The organism is Blastomonas sp. 34TW (assembly GCF_059803595.1).
Map to the genome: position 1 here is coordinate 170273 of NZ_JAPFGW010000003.1, position 20033 is coordinate 190305.

Here is a 20033-nt window from a genome sequence, read left to right on the forward strand (position 1 = left end):
CGAATATGGGGCGGATCGATGAGCAACCGGCTGGATGATGGCATGGATGGCGAGCTGAGGGACCAGCCATTGGGGCTGGATGCTGACGACGATCGGCTGCCCTGGCTGGAATCGGTCGATGACGTGCCGTCGAACGACGGCAATGGCGCCCGGATTCTCGGATTTGTCCTGATGGGCCTGGTCGGGCTGTCGATCGTGCTCGCGGCGGTCTACTGGCTGGGCGGATCGGGCAGCGCGCCCGAAGGCGATGGCAGCCTGATCGCCGCGCCCGAGGGCGACTACAAGGTGCGCCCCAAGGACAGTCAGGAACAGAAGGTCGAAGGCACGGGCGATTCGAGTTTCGCGGTCAGCCAGGGAGAGCAGCCGACCGGCCAGCTGGCCGATGCGGCTGGCGCGCCGCCGCCTGCGGGCAGCGCGCTGGTGCAACTGGGTGCCTATACCGACGAGGCGAGCGCGCTCGACGGATGGGGCAAGCTGACCCAGCGGCACGAGGTGCTCTCGGGTCTCAACCGGCGCATCGTCCAGGCGACGGTCGATGGCGGCACCGTGTTCCGGCTGAGCGTGGTGCTCGACACCCCCGCCAGTGCGAACCAGGTTTGCGACCAGCTGAAGAAAGCTGGGCAAAACTGCCTCGTCGTGCGTTGATTTCCCGAGCGGTCCGGTCGTAAACCGGGGCACATGAAGCCCGTTATCTTCGGCCTTGCCGGCCACAGCCTGTCGCCTGACGAAGCCGCCTTTTTCAAGGACAGCCAGCCTGCGGGCTATATCCTGTTCGGGCGCAATATCGACACGCGCGCGCAGGTCCGCGCGCTGACCGATAGTTTGCGCGATCTGCACGGCGATGACCGGCTGCCGATTCTGATCGACCAGGAAGGCGGGCGCGTCTCCCGCATGAAGCCGCCCGAATGGCTCGCCTTTCCGCCGGGCGGTGCCTTCGACAAGCTTTATGACATTGCACCGGCAAGCGCGATCGAGGCGGCGCGGGCCAATGCCGAGGCGCTGGCGCTCGATCTGGCCGAGGTCGGCATCACCGTCGACTGCCTGCCGCTGCTCGATGTCGCGATTCCCGGTGGCACGCCCGCGATCGGCGACCGCGCGCTGGGCCAGGAACCGCTGCGCGTGGCTGCACTCGGCCGCGCGGTGCTCGACGGGCTGAAGCGCGGCGGCGTGCTGGGCACGATCAAGCACATGCCGGGGCACGGCCGCGCGATGGTCGACAGCCATATGGAACTGCCGCGCGTCACCGCGAGCGAGGACGAACTCGAGCAGGACATCGCCCCGTTCCATGCGCTCAACCAGGCCGAGATCGGCATGACCGGCCATATCCTGTTCGAGGCCTGGGACAAGGAGCGGTGCGCCACGCATTCCGAGTGGATCATCGAGAACATCATCCGCAAGCGCATCGGCTTTGACGGGCTGCTGCTGAGCGACGATCTCGACATGAAGGCGCTTGCGGGCGAGGTGCCCGACCGCGCGGCGCGCGCGATCGACGCGGGCTGCGATATCGCGCTCAACTGCTGGGCGCGGATGGACGAGATGATCGGCATCGTGAACGCGCTGCCCGACATTTCGGAGGCATCGCGCGCGCGGCTCGACTGGGCCAGGGCGGCGATCAACCCGGTCACCGACTGGTCGCACCAGGCCGAGCTGATCGCCAAGCGCGACGCGCTGCTGGCGACGGCGTGAACGAGACCGATCTCATCACCGGTGCGCCGCCATCGGCGCTCGCTCCGGCGGATGGCGAATATATCTTCTTTCGCGAACCCGTGCCCCCAGCCACCGCGGCGGCCGAGGCGCTGCTGATCGATGTCGACGGCTGGGAAGGCCCACTCGACCTGCTGCTCGATCTCGCGCGGCGGCAGAAGGTCGATCTGCGCCAGATCTCGATCCTCGAACTCACCAACCAGTATCTCGGTTTTATCGAGAGCGCGACCAGCCTGAAGCTGGAACTGGCCGCCGATTATCTCGTCATGGCGGCCTGGCTCGCCTATCTCAAATCCGCGCTGCTGCTGCCCGGCGATCCCGAGGTGGAACCTTCGCCCGAAGAGCTGGCGCTGCGGCTGCAACTCAGGCTCCAGCGGCTCTCGGCGATGCGCGAGGCGGCGGCGCGGCTGCTGGGGCGCGACAGGCTGGGGCGCGATGTCGTTGTGCATGGCCAGGCCGAGGGCTTGCGGCTGCTTACCCGCACCCGCCACGATTGCTCGCTATTCGACCTGCTCGCCGCTTATGGCCGCGTCAAGCAGCGCAGCGAGCCGGTGGTGCACATGGTCAAGTCGCGCAAGGTGATGACGCTGGAAGATGCGCTGGCACGTCTCTCCTTCATGCTCGGCACCGCGCTCGACTGGACCGAACTCAGCGCCTTCCTGCCCGAGACCGCCGATCCGCAGCTCAAGCGCTCGGCCAAGGCCTCGACCTTTCTCGCATTGCTCGAACTGGCGCGGCAGGGGCGGGTCGAGCTGGCGCAGGAAGAGGCCTTCGCGCCGCTGCAGGTGCGCCGGGCGGGATGACCGCGCCCGATCCCATCGTGCGGGCAGTGGAAGCAGCGCTGTTCGCGGCGACCGAACCGCAGACGGCGGAGCAATTGCGCGCGCAGATCGGCGAGGAGGCCGATATTGCGGGCGCGCTCGAGCGGCTTGCCAGCGACTATTCGGGCCGCGGGGTCGAACTGGTGGAGCGCGGCGGGCGCTGGCATTTCCAGACCGCGCCCGATCTCGCCTGGCTGCTGCGGCGCGAGACCGAACAGACGCGCAAATTGTCGCGCGCCGCGACCGAGACGCTGGCGATCATCGCCTATCACGAGCCGGTCAGCCGCGCCGAGATCGAGGCGATTCGCGGCGTGCAGGTCAGCAAGGGCACGCTCGACGTGCTGATGGAAGAGGGCTGGGTCGCCCCTGCCGGACGCCGCGAGGTGCCGGGACGGCCGCTCATCTACGCCACGACGCCTGCGTTCCTCACCCATTTCGGCCTCGCCAGCCGCCGCGATCTGCCGGGGCTGGAAGACCTCAAGGCCGCCGGGCTGCTCGATCCGGTCGATCTGGCGCTGGAAGGCGCGCTGGCCACCGACGACGGCGAGGAAGGCGATGACCATTCGTCGGATGAAACCGATTCATTGCTGGAAAAGCCGGGCGAGGGGGACTAGATAGCCGCCGAGGCCTTCAGGAGATTTGCCATGGGATCCTTCTCCCTGATGCACTGGGTTATCGTGCTGATCATCATCGTCCTGCTGTTTGGCGGCGGACGCATTTCCTCGATCATGGGTGACGTTGCCAAGGGCATCAAGAGCTTCAAGAAGGGCATGGCCGATGACGAGGACGAGCCGGTTCAGCCCAAGCGCCCCGTCGCGCAGATAGAGGCGACTCCGGCGCGCACCATCGACGGTACGGCAACGACCACGACCGAAGAGCGCAAGCCTGGTTGATTTTGGGGCCGACCCGACGCACCGGCCCGCATGAAGGCGTGACCATGTCATGATGGACATCGGATCGACCGAATTGCTGATGATTGTCATCGTGGCGATCGTGGTGATCGGCCCGAAGGACTTGCCGCGCGCGCTCTACAAGGTGGGGCAGGTGATCGGCAAGGCCAAGGGCATGGCGCGCCATTTCCGCAGTGGCATCGACGCGATGGTGCGCGAGGTCGAACTCGAGGAAATGGAAAAGAAGTGGAAGGCGGACAACGAGCGCATCATGCGCGAATATGCCGCCGCCAATCCCGCTGCGGCTCCGGTTTCGGCGCCCGCATCCGAACCGGCCCCGGCGATGGAACCGCTGCCCGAAACCCCTGTGGCCATCCCTGCGCCTGCCACACCGGTGACCGAGGGCGAAAGGTGAGCGCCACCGATGACGATATCGACGCCTCGCGCGCGCCCTTGCTCGATCATCTGATCGAGCTGCGCCAGCGGCTGGTCCGCTGCGTCATCGCGCTGCTGGTCTCGTTTGGCATCTGCTTCTATTTTTCCGAGCACATCTTCTCGTTCCTCGTCGTGCCGCTGAAAGAAGCCTTTGGCGATGGCGGCGGCAAGCTCGTCTATACCAAACTGTACGAGGCATTTTTCGTGCAGGTGAAAGTGGCGATCTTCGCGGCGTTCTGCCTGTCGTTCCCGGTGATCATGAACCAGCTCTGGGCGTTCGTCGCGCCCGGGCTCTACCGGCAGGAAAAGCGTGCGCTGCTGCCCTTCCTGTTCGCGACGCCAGTGCTGTTCACCGCTGGCGCGGCGCTCGCCTATTATGTCGTGATGCCGACGGCCTTCCATTTCTTCCTGAAATTCCAGGGACAGGCGGGCGGACTTTCGATCGAAGCGCTGCCCAGCACCGATGCGTATCTGTCGCTGGTCATGCAGTTCATCCTCGCCTTCGGGATCAGCTTCCTGCTGCCGGTGCTGCTGATGCTGCTCAACCGCGCCGGCATCGTCAGCCGTGCACAGCTGATCAGCCTGCGCCGCTACATGATCGTCGCCGCGTTCATCGTCGCGGCGGTGCTGACCCCACCCGATGTCGTCTCGCAGCTGATGCTCGCGATCCCGCTGGTCCTGCTCTACGAGCTCAGCATCCTCGCGATCTGGTTCACCGATCGCAAGGCGGTGAAGGACGCGCCTGCCGAGGACGCCGAAGCCGAAGCGCCAGCGGCTGCCCAGTCGGAACCCGCCGAATAGCCTATTTGCGCAAGGCGTCCACGCACGCCGCGCGATCGACCGACTGGCCGTCCTTGCGCCGCGCATCGACATAGGTCGCGACCTGCGTTCCGCCCGATCCTTCAGGATAGAGAAACACGTCGAGCACGCATGCATTGCCGACGAATTGCAGCTTGCGCGCATCGAATTCGCGCACGTCGAGCCGGGGCGTGCCGAACATCCGCTCGAGATCGCGCTGCCCCTTGCCCAGCACCGCCTCCAGCCCCTTGGTCGGCAAGGTCGTGCTGCGCGCCGGGAGCGTGGGACGCACCGGTGCAACCGCCTTTTGTGGCGCGGCACAGGCGGCCAGCCCGACGCTGAGCGCCAGCACGACAGGATAACGCATCAGACCTTCCCCCCGGCCGCGCGCTGGTGAAAGAGGTGCGTGGCCATCGCGGCGGCTATAATCGGCGCGAGCAGATTGACCAAGGGTACGAGCAGCAGCAGGTTGGCAATCAGCCCAAGCACGAAACGGCTGGTCCGGGATGCGCGCTCTTGCGCCAGATGCGGGTGCCGCGCGGCCACCATCTCGTCGAGATCGCGCCCCACCAGCACCGCGTTCACGCCCAGGAACAGCATCGGCGCGCCGACTCCGGTGAACAGCAGGATGAGCGCAAAAGGCAGCGCGATCGCATTGTACAGCAGAGCGCGGCCGAGGCTGCGTAAGGCCATCGCGATCGAAGGGCCGATCGGCAGGTCGCGCGCGCTGGCGGCGGCTTGCGGGTAATGCCTGCGCTCCACCGCGATGACGATGCGGTCGGCGAACAGTTGCAGCACCGCGATCGCCACGACGCGCCACCAGAACCAGAAGGCGATGATCGTCGCCACCGCCGCCAGTACGCCGGTCCATGCGGCATAGCCGGACAATGGCCCGCCATATTCCGCCATCACCCAGGCGAGGCCCTGCCATAGCGCCCATCCGGTAGCGACGAAGATCAGCACCGCACACAGAATCGTCCAGAACAGCGCGCCCAGGATCGCGCGGTCGCCTAGCTGGCCCAGGCTCTTGAAAAACGCGTTCAGCATCATGGCCGGTGTCGGACAATTCCCGCCCCCGGTCAATCGCGCCGCATTCGGGCTTGAACCGCTGGCTTCAAGTCGATAGGCGCGCGGCAACCGTTTTTCCGCCAGATCGAAAGCACAGCCTTCATGACCAGCCCCCGTTTCGACGTCCTCGCCATCGGCAATGCCATAGTCGACGTGATGGCCCCCGCCGATGATGCGCTGCTGGCAAAGGAAGGCCTGACCAAGGGTGGCATGATGCTGATCGACGCCGACCGTGCGACCTCGCTCTATGCGGCGATGGGCCCGGCTCAGGAAATCAGCGGCGGTTCGGCGGCGAACACGCTGGCCGGCATGGCGGCGATGGGTTGCAAGTGTGCGTTCATCGGCCTGGTCGCCGACGATCAGCTCGGCGAAGTCTTCGCGCATGACGTGCGCGCGCTCGGCATCGATTACGCGACGCCCGTGCGCGCCGGAAGCGACGTGCCGACCGCGCGCTGCCTGATCCTGGTGACGCCCGACGGCCAGCGCACGATGAACACCTTCCTCGGTGCCTCGCAGTTCCTGCCCGCGAGCGCGCTTGACGCCGCGATGATCCAGGAAGCGGCGGTGCTGTATCTCGAAGGCTATCTCTGGGACCCCGAAGAGCCCCGCGCCGCGATGCGCGCCGCGATCGACGCCGCCCGTTCGGCAGGCCGCAAGGTCGCCTTCACCCTGTCCGACGCCTTCGTGATCGACCGCCACCGCGCCGATTTCCTCGATCTGCTGGGCAACGGCCAGATCGACATCCTGTTCTCGAACGAGGCCGAAATCTGCTCGCTCGCTGAGGTCGACGATTTCGAGGCGGCGGTCGCCACCGTCTCGGCCAAGCTGCCGACGCTGGTCGTCACCCGCAGCGAAAAGGGCGCGATCGCGATCCACGAGGGCCAGCGCTATGCCGTCGCCGCCGAGCCGATCGACAAGGTCGTCGACACCACCGGCGCGGGCGACCTGTTCGCCGCCGGTTTCCTCGCCGGACAGGCGCAGGGCCGCGATGTCGAGACGTCGCTGCGCATGGGCGCCATCGCCGCCGCCGAGATCATCTCCCACTTCGGCGCACGGTCTTCGGCGGATTTGAAGGCGCTGGTGGCGCAGAAGCTGGGCTGAGGGTGCAAGAGTCCGTGGGTGATCGCCGGACCGTTGGCCAAATTGGAATAATAGCCGGAGGTCGCAGTTTTCTGCGGCTGTTGGTCATGTCTGCCGTAAGAAAGGACTTTAGGTAAGTTCGATCTGTGGCAACAGGAGAGATTTGGCAGGCTTTCGGGAATTGAGTTGTTGCGGTAATTTGCAAGCCGTGAAGGCTTAGCGCTTGTTCTTTGCCGACCGCTCAGCCTTATCGAGCGCTCGTAGGTCGCGCCATTTCTGAATTTCAAATTTTATTGAAAGCCAAAAGACGAATGCCTCAAAAATGGCTGTAAGTCCCAGTGCCAGATATAGATATGGGGCTGGCGCAGCCGAAGGCGGTCCTTCAAAAACAGGTTCCAGGAGAATGATTGGGGTTAAGCCGATAAGCATAGATATTACCGGCCGTCCCCAAAACTTCATCTCTCTCTCAATCAAATGCGAAATTGATCTCAGAATGCTCACGGTCCGCACTTCCTTGGTGCTCCAATTTCTTGCGTAGGCATACACGCGATGTGCCCATCCGCAATGGCGTCGTTCCCAGTGGGGCGGATTTTTTTTTTAAAAGCGCTCCCAAAATTGCCACCAACGTCGCTCAGCCTGAGCCTGTCACAGGCCCCGCTATATGGCCACCGTGGGCAAGGGGCCATTAACGGTCGCGGGTTGTGCCCACTGTCCAGGCTGAGCGGGAGGACCTGTTGATTTTCCGTTTGCCTGCGCAGGCAGGCAGGCATCCATCTCCTGCCCTCGTACTTGATCGCAACCTTCAGGAGATGGGCCCCTGCCTTCGCAGGGGATCGGGTGATGTGGCGGGCGGGAAGCGTTCCCCTCCATGTCTTCGCGAAACATCTGTTCACGCGGAGAAGCGAACGGCGGTTAAGCCCTCTCCCCTTCAAGGGGGAGGGTTGGGAGGGGGGAGTGCTCTACGCAGGCCCCTCTCAGCTACGGCTAATCGGCACAGCCGATAAGCCTTCGCATCTCTCCCCTGAAGGGGAGAGAGCAATTGTGTGTGCCGCTCTGGGCCATCGATTCGGGGAAAAACAAAACCCCGGCGGAGCATGTCGCTTCAACGCACAGGGCTTCATGAAAATATGAGAGGGGCCGCCGGGAGTCATGGCTCCCTGCGCGGCCCATCACATGGTCAGCGGCCGGAAGTGCCGCCTTCGGAATGTATGTCGCGCTTGATGAAAGCGCCTGCCCTGACCAAAGGGCAGATGGCTATCAGCCGCGAACACTCCGAATGGACTTGACCGACCCTCTTGCTGAACCATGAGACATCGGATCACCTCCTTTCGCTATGTTGAAACCAAGTGAAGGGCCATTCGCAAAAACCCGGTTTTACTGGGGTTTCTGACGATCTGTATTCCTTGCACCCCTTATGTGAATCATCGCCGGAGCCATCGCAAGTCTTGTAATTCAATTTTTTCCGGGTAATCATCTCGCGCTCGCAAAACGCCGTGTGCGCGGTTAAGAACCGGCCCCATGGCAGAGCAGACCCCCCGCCCATCGTCCGACAAGCCGCGCAAGACGCGGATCGACCAGTTGCTGGTCGATCGGGGGCTCGCCGAGAGCCGCTCGCGCGCGCAGGCGCTGATCCTGGCGGGGCTGGTGTTCGCAGGCGAGCGCAAGGTCGCCAAGGCGGGCGAGACGGTGATGAGCGATGCCGCGATCGAGGTGCGCGGGCGTGATCATCCCTGGGTGTCGCGCGGCGGCATCAAGCTCGCGCACGCGCTTGACCATTTTGGCATCGATGTCACCGGCATGACCGCGATCGATGTCGGATCGTCGACCGGCGGCTTTACCGATGTGCTGCTGACGCGCGGCGCGGCGCATGTGTTCGCGGTGGACAGCGGCACCAACCAGCTCGCCTGGAAGCTGCGCCAGGACGACCGGGTCACGGTGCACGAACAGACCAGCGCGCGCATCCTCACCGATACGCATATCACCCGGCCGATCGATATCGTGGTGTGCGACGCGAGCTTCATCGCGCTCGACAAGGTGCTGCCGGTGCCGATGGGCTTCGCAAAGCCGGGCGCGTGGCTGGCGGCGCTGATCAAGCCGCAGTTCGAGGTTGGCAAGGACCAAATCGGCAAAGGCGGGGTGGTGCGCGATCCAGCGCTGCACGCGGCGGTGTGCGACCGGGTGATGCGCTGGCTGGAGAGCATCGACTGGCCTGTCACCGGGCTGACACAAAGCCCGATTACGGGCCCGAGCGGCAATATCGAATTCCTCGTCGCGGCGCAGAAGGGGCGCAGCTGCTGACCCGCAACGGCACGGAAAACCTTGGTAAACCGCGCTGGCGTGCGCCAAACGAATCCGATATGCGAAGGGTCAAGCCCTTTTTGCGGGCAGGAGAATCCGCCTCGATGAATGAAATTGCCTCTCCCATGCAGCTCCGCCTCGCCTTTGTGCGCTGGGCGCTGCTGTTCGTGCCACTGGTCGTTCTGCTCGGCTTCGGAGTCAGCAATTTTTCCGGATCGGGTGAGGAGAATCGCTGGTTCCAGGCGCTGGTAAAGCCCGAGGCGCAGCCGCCCGGCGCGGCGTTCGGCATCGCCTGGTCGATCCTGTACGTCATGATGGGCCTTGCGCTGACCGTGGTGGTGACCGCACGCGGCGCGCGGCTGCGCGGCCTCGCCGTGCTGCTGTTCTTCGTCCAGCTGGCGCTCAACCTCGCCTGGCCGATCTATTTCTTCCGCATGCACCAGGTGTCGGGCGCCTTCTACCTGCTGGTTGCGGTGTTCGTCGCCGCCTTTGCCACGACGATCGTGTTCGGGCGCATCCGTCCGCTCGCCGCATGGCTGATGGTGCCCTATCTCGCCTGGCTATGCTTTGCCTCGGTGCTCAACAAGCAGATCGACGAACTTAACCCGAATGCCGAACAGCTGGTGGTGCCGCGCGATGCGCAGCGCATCCAGCTCGCCCCGCCGAGCCAGTAACGCGTGGTTGCGATTGGCGGGCACGGTCCCCACATGCTATTACCGTGGGAAGCCCATGATAAACTGATATTGGGACGCGGGACGCGTCTTTCCCCAAGGAGTGAGACATGCAGAACAAGTCCGAATTCGGCGGCGATTTCGCCAAGTTCATCAACGGCCTGGCCGGCACCGTCGCGGGCATGAGCCGCGAGGCGGGCGAGAGCGCGCGCGAACGCACCCGCGAGTGGATTGCGGGCCTCGATTTCGTCAGCCGCGAGGAATTCGAGGCGGTCAAGGAAATGGCCGCCAAGGCGCGCGAGGAGTCGGAGAGCCTCAAGGCGCGCGTTGCGGCGCTGGAAGCGGCCCTTTCGGCCAAGGCTGCAGGCGGGGCCGAGTAAGGCGACATTACCCCTGCTTATCCACAGTTTTTGAACAGACTTCGAGACAAGGCGGACGGTGGTCGATCGTCCGCCCATTGCGTGCAACCGGGCATCGGGTCATCTTGGAACATGTGCCATGGGGCGCGAAAGGAATTTCATGAACGAACAGCAGCTTGACCTGGATCGGGAGGAAGCCGCGCCGGTCGACATGCTGGCCGCGCTGTTCGAAGCGCGCGGCTGGCCGTGCGAGATGGTGGGCGAGGACGAGTTGCTGACCGAGGTCAAGGGCAGCTGGACCAGCTATCAGCTGCGCGCGATCTGGCGGCACGAGGACAATGTGCTGCAACTGCTCGCCATGCCCGACATCCGCGTTCCCGACGACAAGTTCGCGGTGATCTGCGAGGCGCTGGCGCTGATCAACGAGCAGCTGTGGCTCGGCCATTTCGACATCTGGTCGAACAGCGGCGTCGTGCTCTATCGCAACGGCATGATGCTGGGGAGCGATGCGATGCTGGGGCTCGACCAGGCGCAGCTAGCGGTGGAGGCAGCGATCGACGAGTGCGACCGCTTCTATCCCGTGTTCCAGTTCATCCTCTGGGGCGATAAGAGCCCGCAGGAAGCGCTGGCGGCGGCGCTGATCGATACCCAGGGCGAGGCTTGATCCGCTTCCGCTAGGAACAACCCCTCCGCGTTCCCGAGCGAAGTCTAGGGACGTGCGCGCAAACGTTCACGATAACGTCCCTCGACTTCGCTCGGGACAAACGGAGGTTGGTTTGGTTCGGCCATTCCCCCAATCGCTGCTCGTGATCGGCTCGGGCAACATGGCCGGCGCGATGCTGCGCGGCTGGTTTGCACAAGGGCTCGATCCCGCGAGCGTTACTGTGGTCGATCCTAGCCCACGCGACCTGCCCGCCGGTGTCCGCCACCTGACCGAGATCGATGCCAGCATTTCCGCGCCCGACTGGCTGCTGCTGGGAATCAAGCCGCAGATGCTGGGCGATGTCGCGCCGCTGCTCGCCAGGGTCGACCTGTCACGGGCGCTGGTCGTCTCGATGCTCGCGGGGGTTGAATGCACAGGTCTGCGCTCTGCTATCCCGAATGCACGCGCGATCGCGCGGATCATGCCGAACATGGCGGTCAGCATCGGCCAGTCGGTCACCGCGCTCTACGCCGACGGGCTGGGCGATGACGACCGCGCCCGGCTTGAATCCTTGTTTGGCATGCTGGGCTCCGCCGAATGGCTGGCCGAGGAGGCGCAGATGCACCTTGTCACCGCATTGAGTGGTTCGGGCCCGGCCTATCTGTTCCGCTTCATCGACGCGCTGGGCAAGGCCGCGGAAGGTCTCGGCATGCCCGCCGATCAGGCCGCGCGCTTCGCGATGGCGATGGTACGCGGCTCGGCCGAGCTGGCGCACCGTTCCGACGAAAGCCCTGCCGAGCTCGCCGAACGCGTTGCCAGCCCCGGCGGCACGACGCGCGCTGCGCTCAACGTGTTCGATGCCGACGCCGCGCTCGACCGGCTGGTGGCCGAGGCCATGGCAGCGGCGGCCAAGCGCAGCGTCGAACTGGGTCAGTAACCGCTCAGCTGCAGGGCAGGTCGTAGAAGGTCCGGATCTTCGTCCAGGCCTCGTCTGCCGTCTCGACAAAGCTGAACAGGTCGAGATTGCCCGGCGAGATCACGCCTTCCTCCGCCAGCGCCTCGAAATTGACGACGCGGTTCCAGAAGTCCTTGCCGAACAGCATGATGGGGATCGGCGCCATCTTGCCGGTCTGGATCAGCGTCAGCAGTTCGAAGAATTCGTCGAACGTGCCGAAGCCGCCGGGGAAGACGGCGACCGCGCGGGCACGGAGCAGGAAGTGCATCTTGCGCAGCGCGAAATAATGGAACTGGAACGACAGGTGCGGGGTGACATAGCGGTTGGGCGCCTGTTCGTGCGGCAGCACGATGTTGAGCCCGACCGAATCCATGCCGACGTCGGCCGCGCCGCGGTTCGCGGCTTCCATGATCGAGGGGCCGCCGCCCGAGCAGACGACGAACTGGCGCTTGCCGTCTTCGACCACGCCGCATTCGCTGGCCAGCTGCGCAAGCTTGCGCGCCTCGTCATAATATTTCGCCTTGGCGACCAGCCGTTCGGCAACCTTCTTTTCCTCGGGGCTGCGCGCGGCCTCGACCATGCCTTCGGTCTTGTCGGGCGCGGGGATGCGCGCGGAGCCATAGATCACCAGCGTGGAGCCGATTCCGGCCTCTTCGAGCAGCATCTCGGGCTTGAGCAGTTCCAGCTGGAAGCGCACCGGGCGCAATTCCTGGCGCAACAGGAATTCGGTGTCGCCAAAGGCCAGCCGGTAGGCCGGGTCCTGGGTCTGGGGGGTGTCGTGAACCGCGCGTTCGGCGGTCTTGGCGTCTTCGGCGGCGCGGCGAAAGCGCGGCTCGGTCAGGTCTTTCTTGGTCATCGCCCGCAATTAAGGGGCGATCGCCTTATCGGCAATAGCCTTGGCCGCTCATGTCGACATGCAGGTGATCGCGGTGCGCGGCATTGTATTCGGGTCCGAGCACCGTTCCGAAGCGCTTGCAGGCGCTGGCATGGATGGTGCGCAGGAACGCGCGCTCCTGGTTGCTGCCGTTCCACCCGTCCTTGACCGAGATGCGGCGGCCATCGGCCAGCACGAACCCGGCAATGTCGATGGCATTGGCATGGGCGTGCTGCGAGAGCTTGAGCGAGCCGGCGATGTTGCGGCAGGAATAGCTGCCCATGGTCTCGATCTTGACGAGCGGGCTGCCCAGCATCTGCTCGGCGGCGCGGGCAATGCCATATTGCGCCCATCCGGCAAAGCGCTGCGCCAGTTCGCAGCGCACCGGGCCGATATTGCTGATCGCCAGCTCGCTGCGCCCGCGCCCGGCTTCCATCAGGCTGATCGCCGAAAGGCGAACGCTGCCGAGCTGCGAGCAGCCCGCGCCGAAGGTCTGGTCGGGCACCGGTGTGAAGCGGACCTTGGCCTGGCTGAGCTGGCTGATGCACTGGCGCGTGTCGGCCAGCGGCGGAGCGGGGAGTGCAGGGCGCATCGCCTGCTGGCTTCGTGCGGGAGCGGAAACGGGCGCCCGCGACAGGCCGCGTCCTTCGGGCAGCATCGAGCAGCCCGCGATCAATACCGAAAGCGCCGCGACCAGCGCCATGCGCTGCAGCTCGGGCGATTCGATCATGGCGGTGAAACGGGGATCGAGGCGACGCGGCGCGGACCGTGCACTCCTGTGCAGGCCCGCGCCTTCGCCAGCGTTCATCTGCGCACTGTCGCCGCCGCCCAGGGGCAGCGGGCCACCAGCGGCCAGGGAGGGACCTTGATGAACGCCTCGTTCCATGGCGTTGATCCTACTCAATGAAATTTAACCCTGTTGTTCCGAAAATGGTTAACGCTGCGATAGGGAACGAAAGCGCGGCATTGCGCGGACCTTGCGGCAGGACTAGCGCTGGCCGGGACGAAGCGGTGCGCTTTGAGGATGGGTGCGGACACGATGTTGCGATTGATCAACGTGCATGGGTTTTTCTGGGTGTTGCTGGCGATTCCCGCGATTGGCATGTCCATCGGCTTCCTGCGCGATCCGGTGACCGCATTCGATCTGATCCACCCGAGCGGCGAGTTTTCGGTCCGATTCATGATCATCGCGATGATGATCTCGCCGCTGCGCGCGATCTTCGGGCGCAGGCGCTGGCTCGACTGGCTGCTCGCACGGCGCCGCGCACTGGGCGTGGCGGCGTGCCTTTATGGCGTGCTGCACCTGGCCTTCTATCTCTATGACATGGGCGACTGGGGCATGATCGCGGAAGAGGCACTGATCTTCAGCATCTGGACCGGCTATGCGGCGCTCGCCATCTTCGTCGCCATGGGGGTGACCAGCAACAACGCCTCGCAACGGGCGATGCGCGCGAACTGGAAGCGGCTGCAGCGGCTGGTCTACCCTGCTGCCTTGCTGATCGCGCTGCACTGGGTGTACGTTGACGGCGAATATATGGGGATGGTCGTGCATTTTGTTCCGCTGCTGATTCTGGAAACCGCACGGGTCATGCTTATGTTCAAGCGGCGTTCAGCGCGCCGTGGCACACAGGCAGGAGCATTGGGGCTTTAACCGCTTGAACGCTTGAGAGAAGAGGGACGTCTGATGAAATTCGCACAGGCCATGCTGGCCGTCGCCGCCGCCACCGCGATGCAGTTTTCCGCTGCTCCGGATGCCTTTGCCACCGGCAAGATGAAGTGTGACGCCGGCCCGCAGACGGGCTGGAAGAGCCGCGCCGATCTGGAAGCCAAGCTCAAGAAGGACGGCTGGACGGTCAAGAAGTCGAAGGTCGATGGCGGCTGCTACGAGGTCTATGGCGTGACCCCCGAGGGCCAGAATGTCGAGGCCTATTTCCACCCGGTGACCATGGAAAAGCTGCTCGTCTCGCAGCGCGGCAAGGTCATTTTCAAGAAGTGATTCGTCGCCGCCCTGTGCATTTGTTGCGCAGGGCGGCGCGAATCTGGACCCGTTCGGCATTTGGTGATTGCTTTATGTGCAATTCGCCCCTAGGGCCGTCGACGGGCCACGCGGTCCCAACGCCGCGCGTGCTCTCTGCAAGGAGAGACTGACATGACTGATACCGTTGGTGCGGGCGCTGTGCTCGCCAAGAAACCTGCCACCCTGCCTGCCCGCCCGTATTTTTCCTCGGGCCCCTGCGCAAAGCCGCCGGGCTGGTCGGCAGCACAACTTTCCACCGAATCGCTGGGACGTTCGCACCGGTCGAAGATCGGCAAGGCGCGGCTGCAATATTGCATCGACCTGATGCGCGAGCTTCTGAAGCTCCCCGACACCCACCGGATCGGCATCGTGCCCGGATCGGACACCGGCGCCTTCGAAATGGCGATGTGGACGATGCTGGGCGCTCGCCCCGTCACCGCGCTTGCCTGGGAAAGCTTCGGCGAAGGCTGGGTGACCGATGCCGCCAAGCAGCTCAAGCTCGATCCCGTCATCCTGCGCGCCGATTACGGCCAGATCCCCGATCTGAACGCGGTCGACTGGTCGCACGACGTGCTGTTCACCTGGAACGGCACCACCTCGGGCGCGCGCGTCCCCAATGGCGACTGGATCGCGGCCGACCGCGAAGGCCTGAGCTTTGCCGACGCCACCAGCGCGGTGTTTGCCTATGACCTGCCCTGGGACAAGATCGATGTCGCCACCTTCTCCTGGCAGAAGGTGCTGGGCGGCGAAGGCGCGCATGGCGTGCTGATCCTCGGCCCGCGTGCGGTCGAGCGGCTCGAGACCTATACCCCCGCATGGCCGCTGCCCAAGGTGTTCCGCCTGATGAGCAAGGGCAAGCTCGCCGAAGGCGTGTTCAAGGGCGAGACGATCAACACCCCGTCGATGCTGGCGGTGGAAGATGCGATCTTCGCGCTCGAATGGGGCAAGTCGCTGGGCGGTGCCGATGCGATGATCGCGCGTTCCAACGCCAATGCAGCGGCGCTCGACGCCATCGTTGAGGCGCGTCCGTGGCTCGGCCATCTCGCGCCCGATCCCGCCACACGATCAACCACGAGCGTCTGCCTCACGGTCGAGGGCGCGGACGAGGCCTTTATCAAGGCCTTTGCCGGACTGCTCGAAAAGGAAGGCGCGGCCTTCGACATCGCGGGCTATCGCGATGCCCCTCCGGGCCTGCGCATCTGGTGCGGTGCGACGGTCGAGACCGCCGATATCGAGGCGCTCGGCTCCTGGCTCGACTGGGCCTATTCGGAACTCACTTCCAAGTAACACCCACCCGCCCTCTCTCCTTTAGGGGAGAGGGAAGAGCCGCGCAGCGGCGAAGGGAGAGGGGCTTACCCGCTTCATTTCACTCAACAATAGGGCCGGGACCAGAGGCCGTTCCCCTCTCCCCGGCCCTCTCCCCTGAAGGGGAGAGGGAGACATAAAATGCCCAAAGTGCTTATTTCCGACAAGATGGACCCCAAGGCCGCGCAGATCTTCCGCGAGCGCGGTTGCGAGGTCGATGTGATCACCGGCCAGACCCCCGAAGAGCTGGCCGCAATCATCGGCCAGTATGATGGTCTCGCCATCCGCTCCTCGACCAAGGTGACCAAGGCAATCCTGGATGCCGCGACCAACCTCAAGGTCGTCGGCCGCGCCGGAATCGGCGTCGACAATGTCGACATCCCCGCTGCCTCGGCCAAGGGCGTGGTCGTGATGAACACGCCGTTCGGCAACTCGATCACCACTGCCGAACATGCCATCGCGCTGATGTTCGCGCTTGCCCGCCAGCTGCCCGAGGCCGATGCCTCGACCCAGGCCGGCAAGTGGGAAAAGAACCGCTTCATGGGTGTCGAACTGACCGCCAAGACACTGGGCCTGATCGGCGCGGGCAATATCGGCTCGATCGTGGCCGACCGGGCGCTGGGCCTGAAGATGAAGGTCATCGCATTCGATCCCTTCCTTACGCCCGAGCGCGCGGTGGAACTGGGCATCGAGAAGGTGACGCTCGACGACCTGCTGGCGCGGGCCGATTTCATCACGCTGCACACCCCGCTGACCGACCAGACGCGCAACATCCTGAGCAAGGAAGCGCTGGCCAAGACCAAGAAGGGCGTGCGCATCATCAACTGCGCGCGCGGCGGGCTGATCGATGAGGCGGCGCTCAAGGACGCGCTCGATTCGGGGCATGTCGCAGGCGCGGCGCTCGACGTGTTCGCGACCGAGCCGGCGCACGAGCATCCGCTGTTCAACACGCCGAACTTCGTCGCAACGCCGCATCTGGGCGCTTCGACCAGCGAGGCGCAGGTCAATGTCGCGATCCAGGTCGCCGAACAGATGGCCGACTATCTGGTCAAGGGTGGCGTGACCAACGCGCTCAACATGCCCAGCCTCTCGGCCGAGCAGGCGCCGAAGCTGCGCCCCTATATGGCGCTGGCGACCAATCTGGGTCGTCTGGTCGGCCAGCTCGAGAGCGACCGCGTCAAGAGCATCGCGATCGAGGTCGAGGGTGCGGCGGCCGAGCTCGACATGAAGCCGATCACCGCTGCGGTGCTGGCGGGCTTCATGAGCGCGTTCAGCGACGCGGTGAACATGGTCAATGCGCCGTTCCTCGCCAAGGATCGTGGGCTTGACGTGCGCGAGGTGCGGCATGACCGCGAGGGCGATTATCACACGCTGGTGCGCGTTTCGGTCGCGACGGCGGATGGCGAGCGCTCGGTCGCGGGTACGCTGTTCGGCAACGCGACGCCGCGTCTGGTCGAGATCTACGGCATCAAGATCGAAGCCGATCTCGCCGGGCATATGCTCTACATCGTCAACCGCGACGAGCCGGGTTTCATCGGTCGTCTGGGATCGACGCTGGGTGAGGCCAATGTCAACATCGCGACCTTCCACCTCGGTCGCCGCGAAGCGCGCGCGGGTGGCGAGGCGGTGCTGCTGCTGTCGCTCGACGGCGCGGTCGAGGAGCCGGTGCTGTGGAAGCTGTGCCAGCTTGCCGGAGTGAAGACCGTCAAGAGCCTGAAGTTCGATTGACCTTATATTGCCCTGCCTGCAGGCCGAAAGGCCGGGGCAGGGCCATCGCCGCCGGGGCTGCGGTGCCTATTTGTCGCGGCGCGCCAGTGAGATGGTTGGGCGATAGGTGTTCTGCATCGGCTTGAACCGTGTGAACACGTGATTCTCCAGCGGCTTGTTGACCTTCGTGTCCCAATTGGAATTGTTGAAGGACAGGCTCTGCACCTCCTTGGTGTCGATCCTGAGGTCGGATGTCAGCTGCGCGCCGAACTGGCCGTTGCGTACCCAGCGCACCTCCGCTTCGAACCGCCCCAGGCCCGGCCGGTCGATCTCGACCACATCGCCGGGCTCCAGAGGCGCGGCGCACCGGCCGCCCAGGCCACCGCTCGAAATGTCGCGGATCACCCCATCGGCGCTGCCGAACCGTTCGTGGAACAGCGTGACCTTCATCAACCGATGCACACGCGGCTCGCGTTGCGGTAGGTTCGCATCACCCTGCGGCGCTGCGTCGAAGGTAGGTCCTGTCAGTCCTTTTTTGCCGAATGACATGGTGGGTGCGTCCTTTGCACCTCAGCCCTAAACAGAAACCCTTAAATCGAGGTAAAACGCAAGAAGCGCCGATCAGGCCAGCTCGAACCGGTCAAGATACTGATCGAATTGAGCTTCACCCAGGCTGGTCAGCGTCACGCGGGTGCGCCGACGATCCGAACGGTCGGGCACCATATCGGCATAGCCCTTTTCGCGCAGCTGGTGAATCAGCCGCAGCGCGGTGCTTTCCGGAGCATCGCTCATCAGGCACAGGTCGCTCATCGAGAGCTGATTGCCGTTGCGCTTGGCGGCCAGCAGCGCGACCAGCATGTCCCAGAGCGGGTTGCGCAGCTTGAGCTCAGGAAAGCAGCTGCTCCGCAGGCGTGCCGATTGCTGTTCGCGCATCACCAGCCGGGTGCGGCGATCACCATCGTTCTGCGCCGTGCGAGGAGCATCGTTCTGCACGCCTTCCGGGCGGATGGGACGGTGCCACGTGGTGGCGGGGCGGGGGCTGGTCTCTCTCGCTAACGATTTCACGTGCATATCCCTGTTGTTGCGCGCGCGCCCGTTGGCCTTGTTATCGCCTCATCCGATCGATCCTTCTGACCGATGGGCGGCGTTGGCTCTGTGACGAGAGTTCTTGCAGCATCTTCAATTGCTTACCACCCCGGTTTTTAGGGGGTGGACCCGTAACAGGGGTATTTTTTGCTTCCATTTCGGATCGAATATTGCGCGTCGGGCTACGAAACCTGCCGAGCGATCGACGAAGAATTCACTGCTATGCGCGCAATTATCGCGTGAAATCGGGTCTTTAACCTTTGCCCGCGCCTCGCGAGCCTTGTCCGGGTTCGCTGGGCGATTGCGCTTGGTCAGCGCCGCGGTAAAGGTGTCAAAAAAGCGCAAGTTACAACGGACCCGAGGCGATGACCGAAATGCTCCACCTTCCGATGCGGTCATGGCTGTTTGCCCCTGGCGACAGCGAGAAGAAGATGGCCAAGGCGGCAGAGAGTGCCGCCGATATCGCGCTGTTCGATCTGGAAGATGCCGTCTCGGCCGAAAACAAGCCGATGGCGCGCAGCCTGGTGCGTGACCAGCTGGCCAGCCGAAGCGATGGGCTCGAGCGGCTATGGGTGCGGGTCAACCCACTCGACGGACCCTGGACGCTGCAGGATCTTGCCGCGATCATGCCCGCGCGGCCCGGTGGCATCATGCTGCCCAAGGCGCGCGGTCGGCACGATGTCGAGCTTCTCGACCATTATCTCTCTGCGCTCGAGGTGGCGAACGGGATCGAACAGGGATCGACCCCGGTGATCGCGCTGGTCACCGAAACGGCCGAGGCGATGTTCACCACCGGCGACTACAAGGGGGCCGCGCGGCTCGTCGCGATGAGCTGGGGCGCGGAGGATCTGGCCGATTCGATCGGCGCGGCCAGCAATCGCAATGCCGATGGAAGCTATGGCTTTACCTATGAGCTCGCGCGCAGCCTTTGCCTGCTCGGCGCAGCCGCTGCAGGGGTTGCCGCGATCGAGACGATCCAGGGCGATTTCCGCGATCTGGATGGTCTGAAGGCACGCGCCGAAAAGGTGCGCCGCGACGGCTTTGCGGGCATGCTCGCGATCCATCCGGCGCAGGTCGATGTCATCAATTCCGCCTTCACCCCCAGCGAGGAGGAGCTGGCTGAAGCGCAGGCGATCGTCGACCTGTTCGCGGCCCATCCCGGCGCTGGGACGATCGGCTACAAGGGCGGCATGCTCGACCGCCCGCATCTGTCGCGCGCGCTGCAGCTGCTGGCGCGCGTGGGCCGGGGCTGAACGCGACCCTCTCGCAAATTCTGCAACCGCTCCCCTTGCGTTGCAAAGATGCAACACTATGTGTCTGTG

24 protein-coding genes are annotated in these 20033 nt (G+C 64.6%); 18 read left to right on the plus strand and 6 right to left on the minus strand.

The genetic code is table 11. From position 1 onward, the window contains the following. Positions 1 to 18: 18 nt before the first annotated feature. Genes OPU69_RS05955 through tatC form a run of 7 tightly spaced genes read left to right on the plus strand, consistent with a single transcriptional unit; the run spans position 19 to position 4651 of the window. Positions 19 to 645: an SPOR domain-containing protein gene (locus OPU69_RS05955; protein ID WP_060978055.1), complete on the plus strand. Its 627-nt coding sequence runs from the start codon at positions 19 to 21 to the stop codon at positions 643 to 645. Positions 646 to 678: 33 nt separating this feature from the next. Continuing rightward, a complete protein-coding gene (gene nagZ, locus OPU69_RS05960; RefSeq protein WP_498509761.1) occupies positions 679 to 1686 on the plus strand; it encodes a beta-N-acetylhexosaminidase in 1008 nt (335 codons plus the stop codon). Beyond that, positions 1683 to 2507 carry a segregation and condensation protein A gene (locus OPU69_RS05965; RefSeq protein ID WP_498509763.1) on the plus strand — a complete coding sequence of 275 codons (825 nt, stop codon included), beginning with the start codon at positions 1683 to 1685 and terminating at the stop codon, positions 2505 to 2507. The genes nagZ and OPU69_RS05965 overlap by 4 nt, the downstream gene beginning before the upstream one ends. Next, positions 2504 to 3139: an SMC-Scp complex subunit ScpB gene (scpB, locus tag OPU69_RS05970; RefSeq protein ID WP_060978053.1), complete on the plus strand. Its 636-nt coding sequence runs from the start codon at positions 2504 to 2506 to the stop codon at positions 3137 to 3139. The genes OPU69_RS05965 and scpB overlap by 4 nt, the downstream gene beginning before the upstream one ends. A 30-nt stretch (positions 3140 to 3169) precedes the next feature. Continuing rightward, entirely contained in the window at positions 3170 to 3418 is a 249-nt protein-coding gene (locus tag OPU69_RS05975) for a twin-arginine translocase TatA/TatE family subunit (protein WP_060978052.1), read from the plus strand. Positions 3419 to 3467: 49 nt separating this feature from the next. Next, entirely contained in the window at positions 3468 to 3830 is a 363-nt protein-coding gene (gene tatB / locus OPU69_RS05980; RefSeq protein WP_060978051.1) for a Sec-independent protein translocase protein TatB, read from the plus strand. Continuing rightward, positions 3827 to 4651, plus strand: coding sequence for a twin-arginine translocase subunit TatC (tatC, locus tag OPU69_RS05985; RefSeq protein WP_060978050.1), 825 nt, complete (start codon positions 3827 to 3829; stop codon positions 4649 to 4651). Before tatB ends, tatC begins: the two co-directional genes overlap by 4 nt. 1 nt (position 4652) lies before the next feature. Here tatC and OPU69_RS05990 read toward each other — a convergent pair whose 3' ends face one another. Both OPU69_RS05990 and OPU69_RS05995 read right to left on the minus strand, forming a co-directional pair. Continuing rightward, positions 4653 to 5015, minus strand: coding sequence for a hypothetical protein (locus OPU69_RS05990; protein WP_060978049.1), 363 nt, complete (start codon positions 5013 to 5015; stop codon positions 4653 to 4655). Continuing rightward, the gene (locus tag OPU69_RS05995) at positions 5015 to 5695 is read right to left on the minus strand and encodes an EI24 domain-containing protein (protein ID WP_060978076.1); all 681 of its coding nucleotides are present in this window, start codon (positions 5693 to 5695) and stop codon (positions 5015 to 5017) included. The genes OPU69_RS05990 and OPU69_RS05995 overlap by 1 nt, the downstream gene beginning before the upstream one ends. Positions 5696 to 5818: 123 nt before the next feature. Between OPU69_RS05995 and OPU69_RS06000 the strand changes: the two genes are divergently transcribed. The 6 genes from OPU69_RS06000 (at position 5819) to proC (ending at position 11704) form a co-directional block, all read left to right on the plus strand. Next, positions 5819 to 6817: an adenosine kinase gene (locus OPU69_RS06000; protein ID WP_498509767.1), complete on the plus strand. Its 999-nt coding sequence runs from the start codon at positions 5819 to 5821 to the stop codon at positions 6815 to 6817. Between the two features lie 1497 nt (positions 6818 to 8314). Further along, positions 8315 to 9094 (plus strand): TlyA family RNA methyltransferase, encoded by a 780-nt coding sequence (locus OPU69_RS06005; RefSeq protein ID WP_498509769.1) that lies wholly within the window; start codon positions 8315 to 8317, stop codon positions 9092 to 9094. Positions 9095 to 9198: 104 nt separating this feature from the next. Next, positions 9199 to 9768 (plus strand): TspO/MBR family protein, encoded by a 570-nt coding sequence (locus OPU69_RS06010; protein ID WP_498509771.1) that lies wholly within the window; start codon positions 9199 to 9201, stop codon positions 9766 to 9768. A 107-nt stretch (positions 9769 to 9875) separates the two neighbouring features. Beyond that, complete coding sequence (locus tag OPU69_RS06015) at positions 9876 to 10145, plus strand: accessory factor UbiK family protein (RefSeq protein ID WP_060978752.1); 270 nt, start codon at positions 9876 to 9878, stop codon at positions 10143 to 10145. Between the two features lie 139 nt (positions 10146 to 10284). Further along, positions 10285 to 10788: a type III secretion system chaperone family protein gene (locus OPU69_RS06020; protein ID WP_023839217.1), complete on the plus strand. Its 504-nt coding sequence runs from the start codon at positions 10285 to 10287 to the stop codon at positions 10786 to 10788. A gap of 112 nt (positions 10789 to 10900) precedes the next feature. Beyond that, positions 10901 to 11704 carry a pyrroline-5-carboxylate reductase gene (gene proC, locus OPU69_RS06025; protein WP_498509774.1) on the plus strand — a complete coding sequence of 268 codons (804 nt, stop codon included), beginning with the start codon at positions 10901 to 10903 and terminating at the stop codon, positions 11702 to 11704. 4 nt (positions 11705 to 11708) lie between these two features. On the opposite strand, the gene OPU69_RS06030 is transcribed toward proC, so the two are convergent. Continuing rightward, entirely contained in the window at positions 11709 to 12578 is an 870-nt protein-coding gene (locus OPU69_RS06030) for an LOG family protein (RefSeq protein ID WP_060978750.1), read from the minus strand. Positions 12579 to 12603: 25 nt separating this feature from the next. After that, on the minus strand, positions 12604 to 13482 hold the full coding sequence (locus OPU69_RS06035; protein WP_208597960.1) for an extensin-like domain-containing protein: 879 nt from the start codon (positions 13480 to 13482) through the stop codon (positions 12604 to 12606). A 216-nt stretch (positions 13483 to 13698) separates the two neighbouring features. Here OPU69_RS06035 and OPU69_RS06040 point away from each other — a divergent pair, with 216 nt between their 5' ends. From OPU69_RS06040 to serA, 4 genes are all read left to right on the plus strand, one after another. Next, entirely contained in the window at positions 13699 to 14247 is a 549-nt protein-coding gene (locus OPU69_RS06040) for a protein-methionine-sulfoxide reductase heme-binding subunit MsrQ (RefSeq protein WP_202183714.1), read from the plus strand. A gap of 33 nt (positions 14248 to 14280) precedes the next feature. Then, entirely contained in the window at positions 14281 to 14592 is a 312-nt protein-coding gene (locus OPU69_RS06045; protein WP_231750190.1) for a PepSY domain-containing protein, read from the plus strand. A gap of 153 nt (positions 14593 to 14745) precedes the next feature. Next, positions 14746 to 15900 (plus strand): phosphoserine transaminase, encoded by a 1155-nt coding sequence (locus tag OPU69_RS06050; protein WP_498509777.1) that lies wholly within the window; start codon positions 14746 to 14748, stop codon positions 15898 to 15900. A 159-nt stretch (positions 15901 to 16059) separates the two neighbouring features. Continuing rightward, on the plus strand, positions 16060 to 17646 hold the full coding sequence (gene serA / locus OPU69_RS06055; protein ID WP_060978748.1) for a phosphoglycerate dehydrogenase: 1587 nt from the start codon (positions 16060 to 16062) through the stop codon (positions 17644 to 17646). Between the two features lie 66 nt (positions 17647 to 17712). Here serA and OPU69_RS06060 read toward each other — a convergent pair whose 3' ends face one another. Next, positions 17713 to 18174 carry a PilZ domain-containing protein gene (locus tag OPU69_RS06060; RefSeq protein ID WP_060978747.1) on the minus strand — a complete coding sequence of 154 codons (462 nt, stop codon included), beginning with the start codon at positions 18172 to 18174 and terminating at the stop codon, positions 17713 to 17715. 72 nt (positions 18175 to 18246) lie between these two features. Further along, complete coding sequence (locus OPU69_RS06065) at positions 18247 to 18690, minus strand: winged helix DNA-binding protein (RefSeq protein ID WP_157759171.1); 444 nt, start codon at positions 18688 to 18690, stop codon at positions 18247 to 18249. 386 nt (positions 18691 to 19076) lie between these two features. On the opposite strand from OPU69_RS06065, the gene OPU69_RS06070 reads away from it, so the two are divergent. Next, positions 19077 to 19964, plus strand: a complete 888-nt coding sequence (locus OPU69_RS06070; protein WP_060978745.1) for an HpcH/HpaI aldolase/citrate lyase family protein — start codon at positions 19077 to 19079, stop codon at positions 19962 to 19964. Positions 19965 to 20033: the final 69 nt, after the last annotated feature.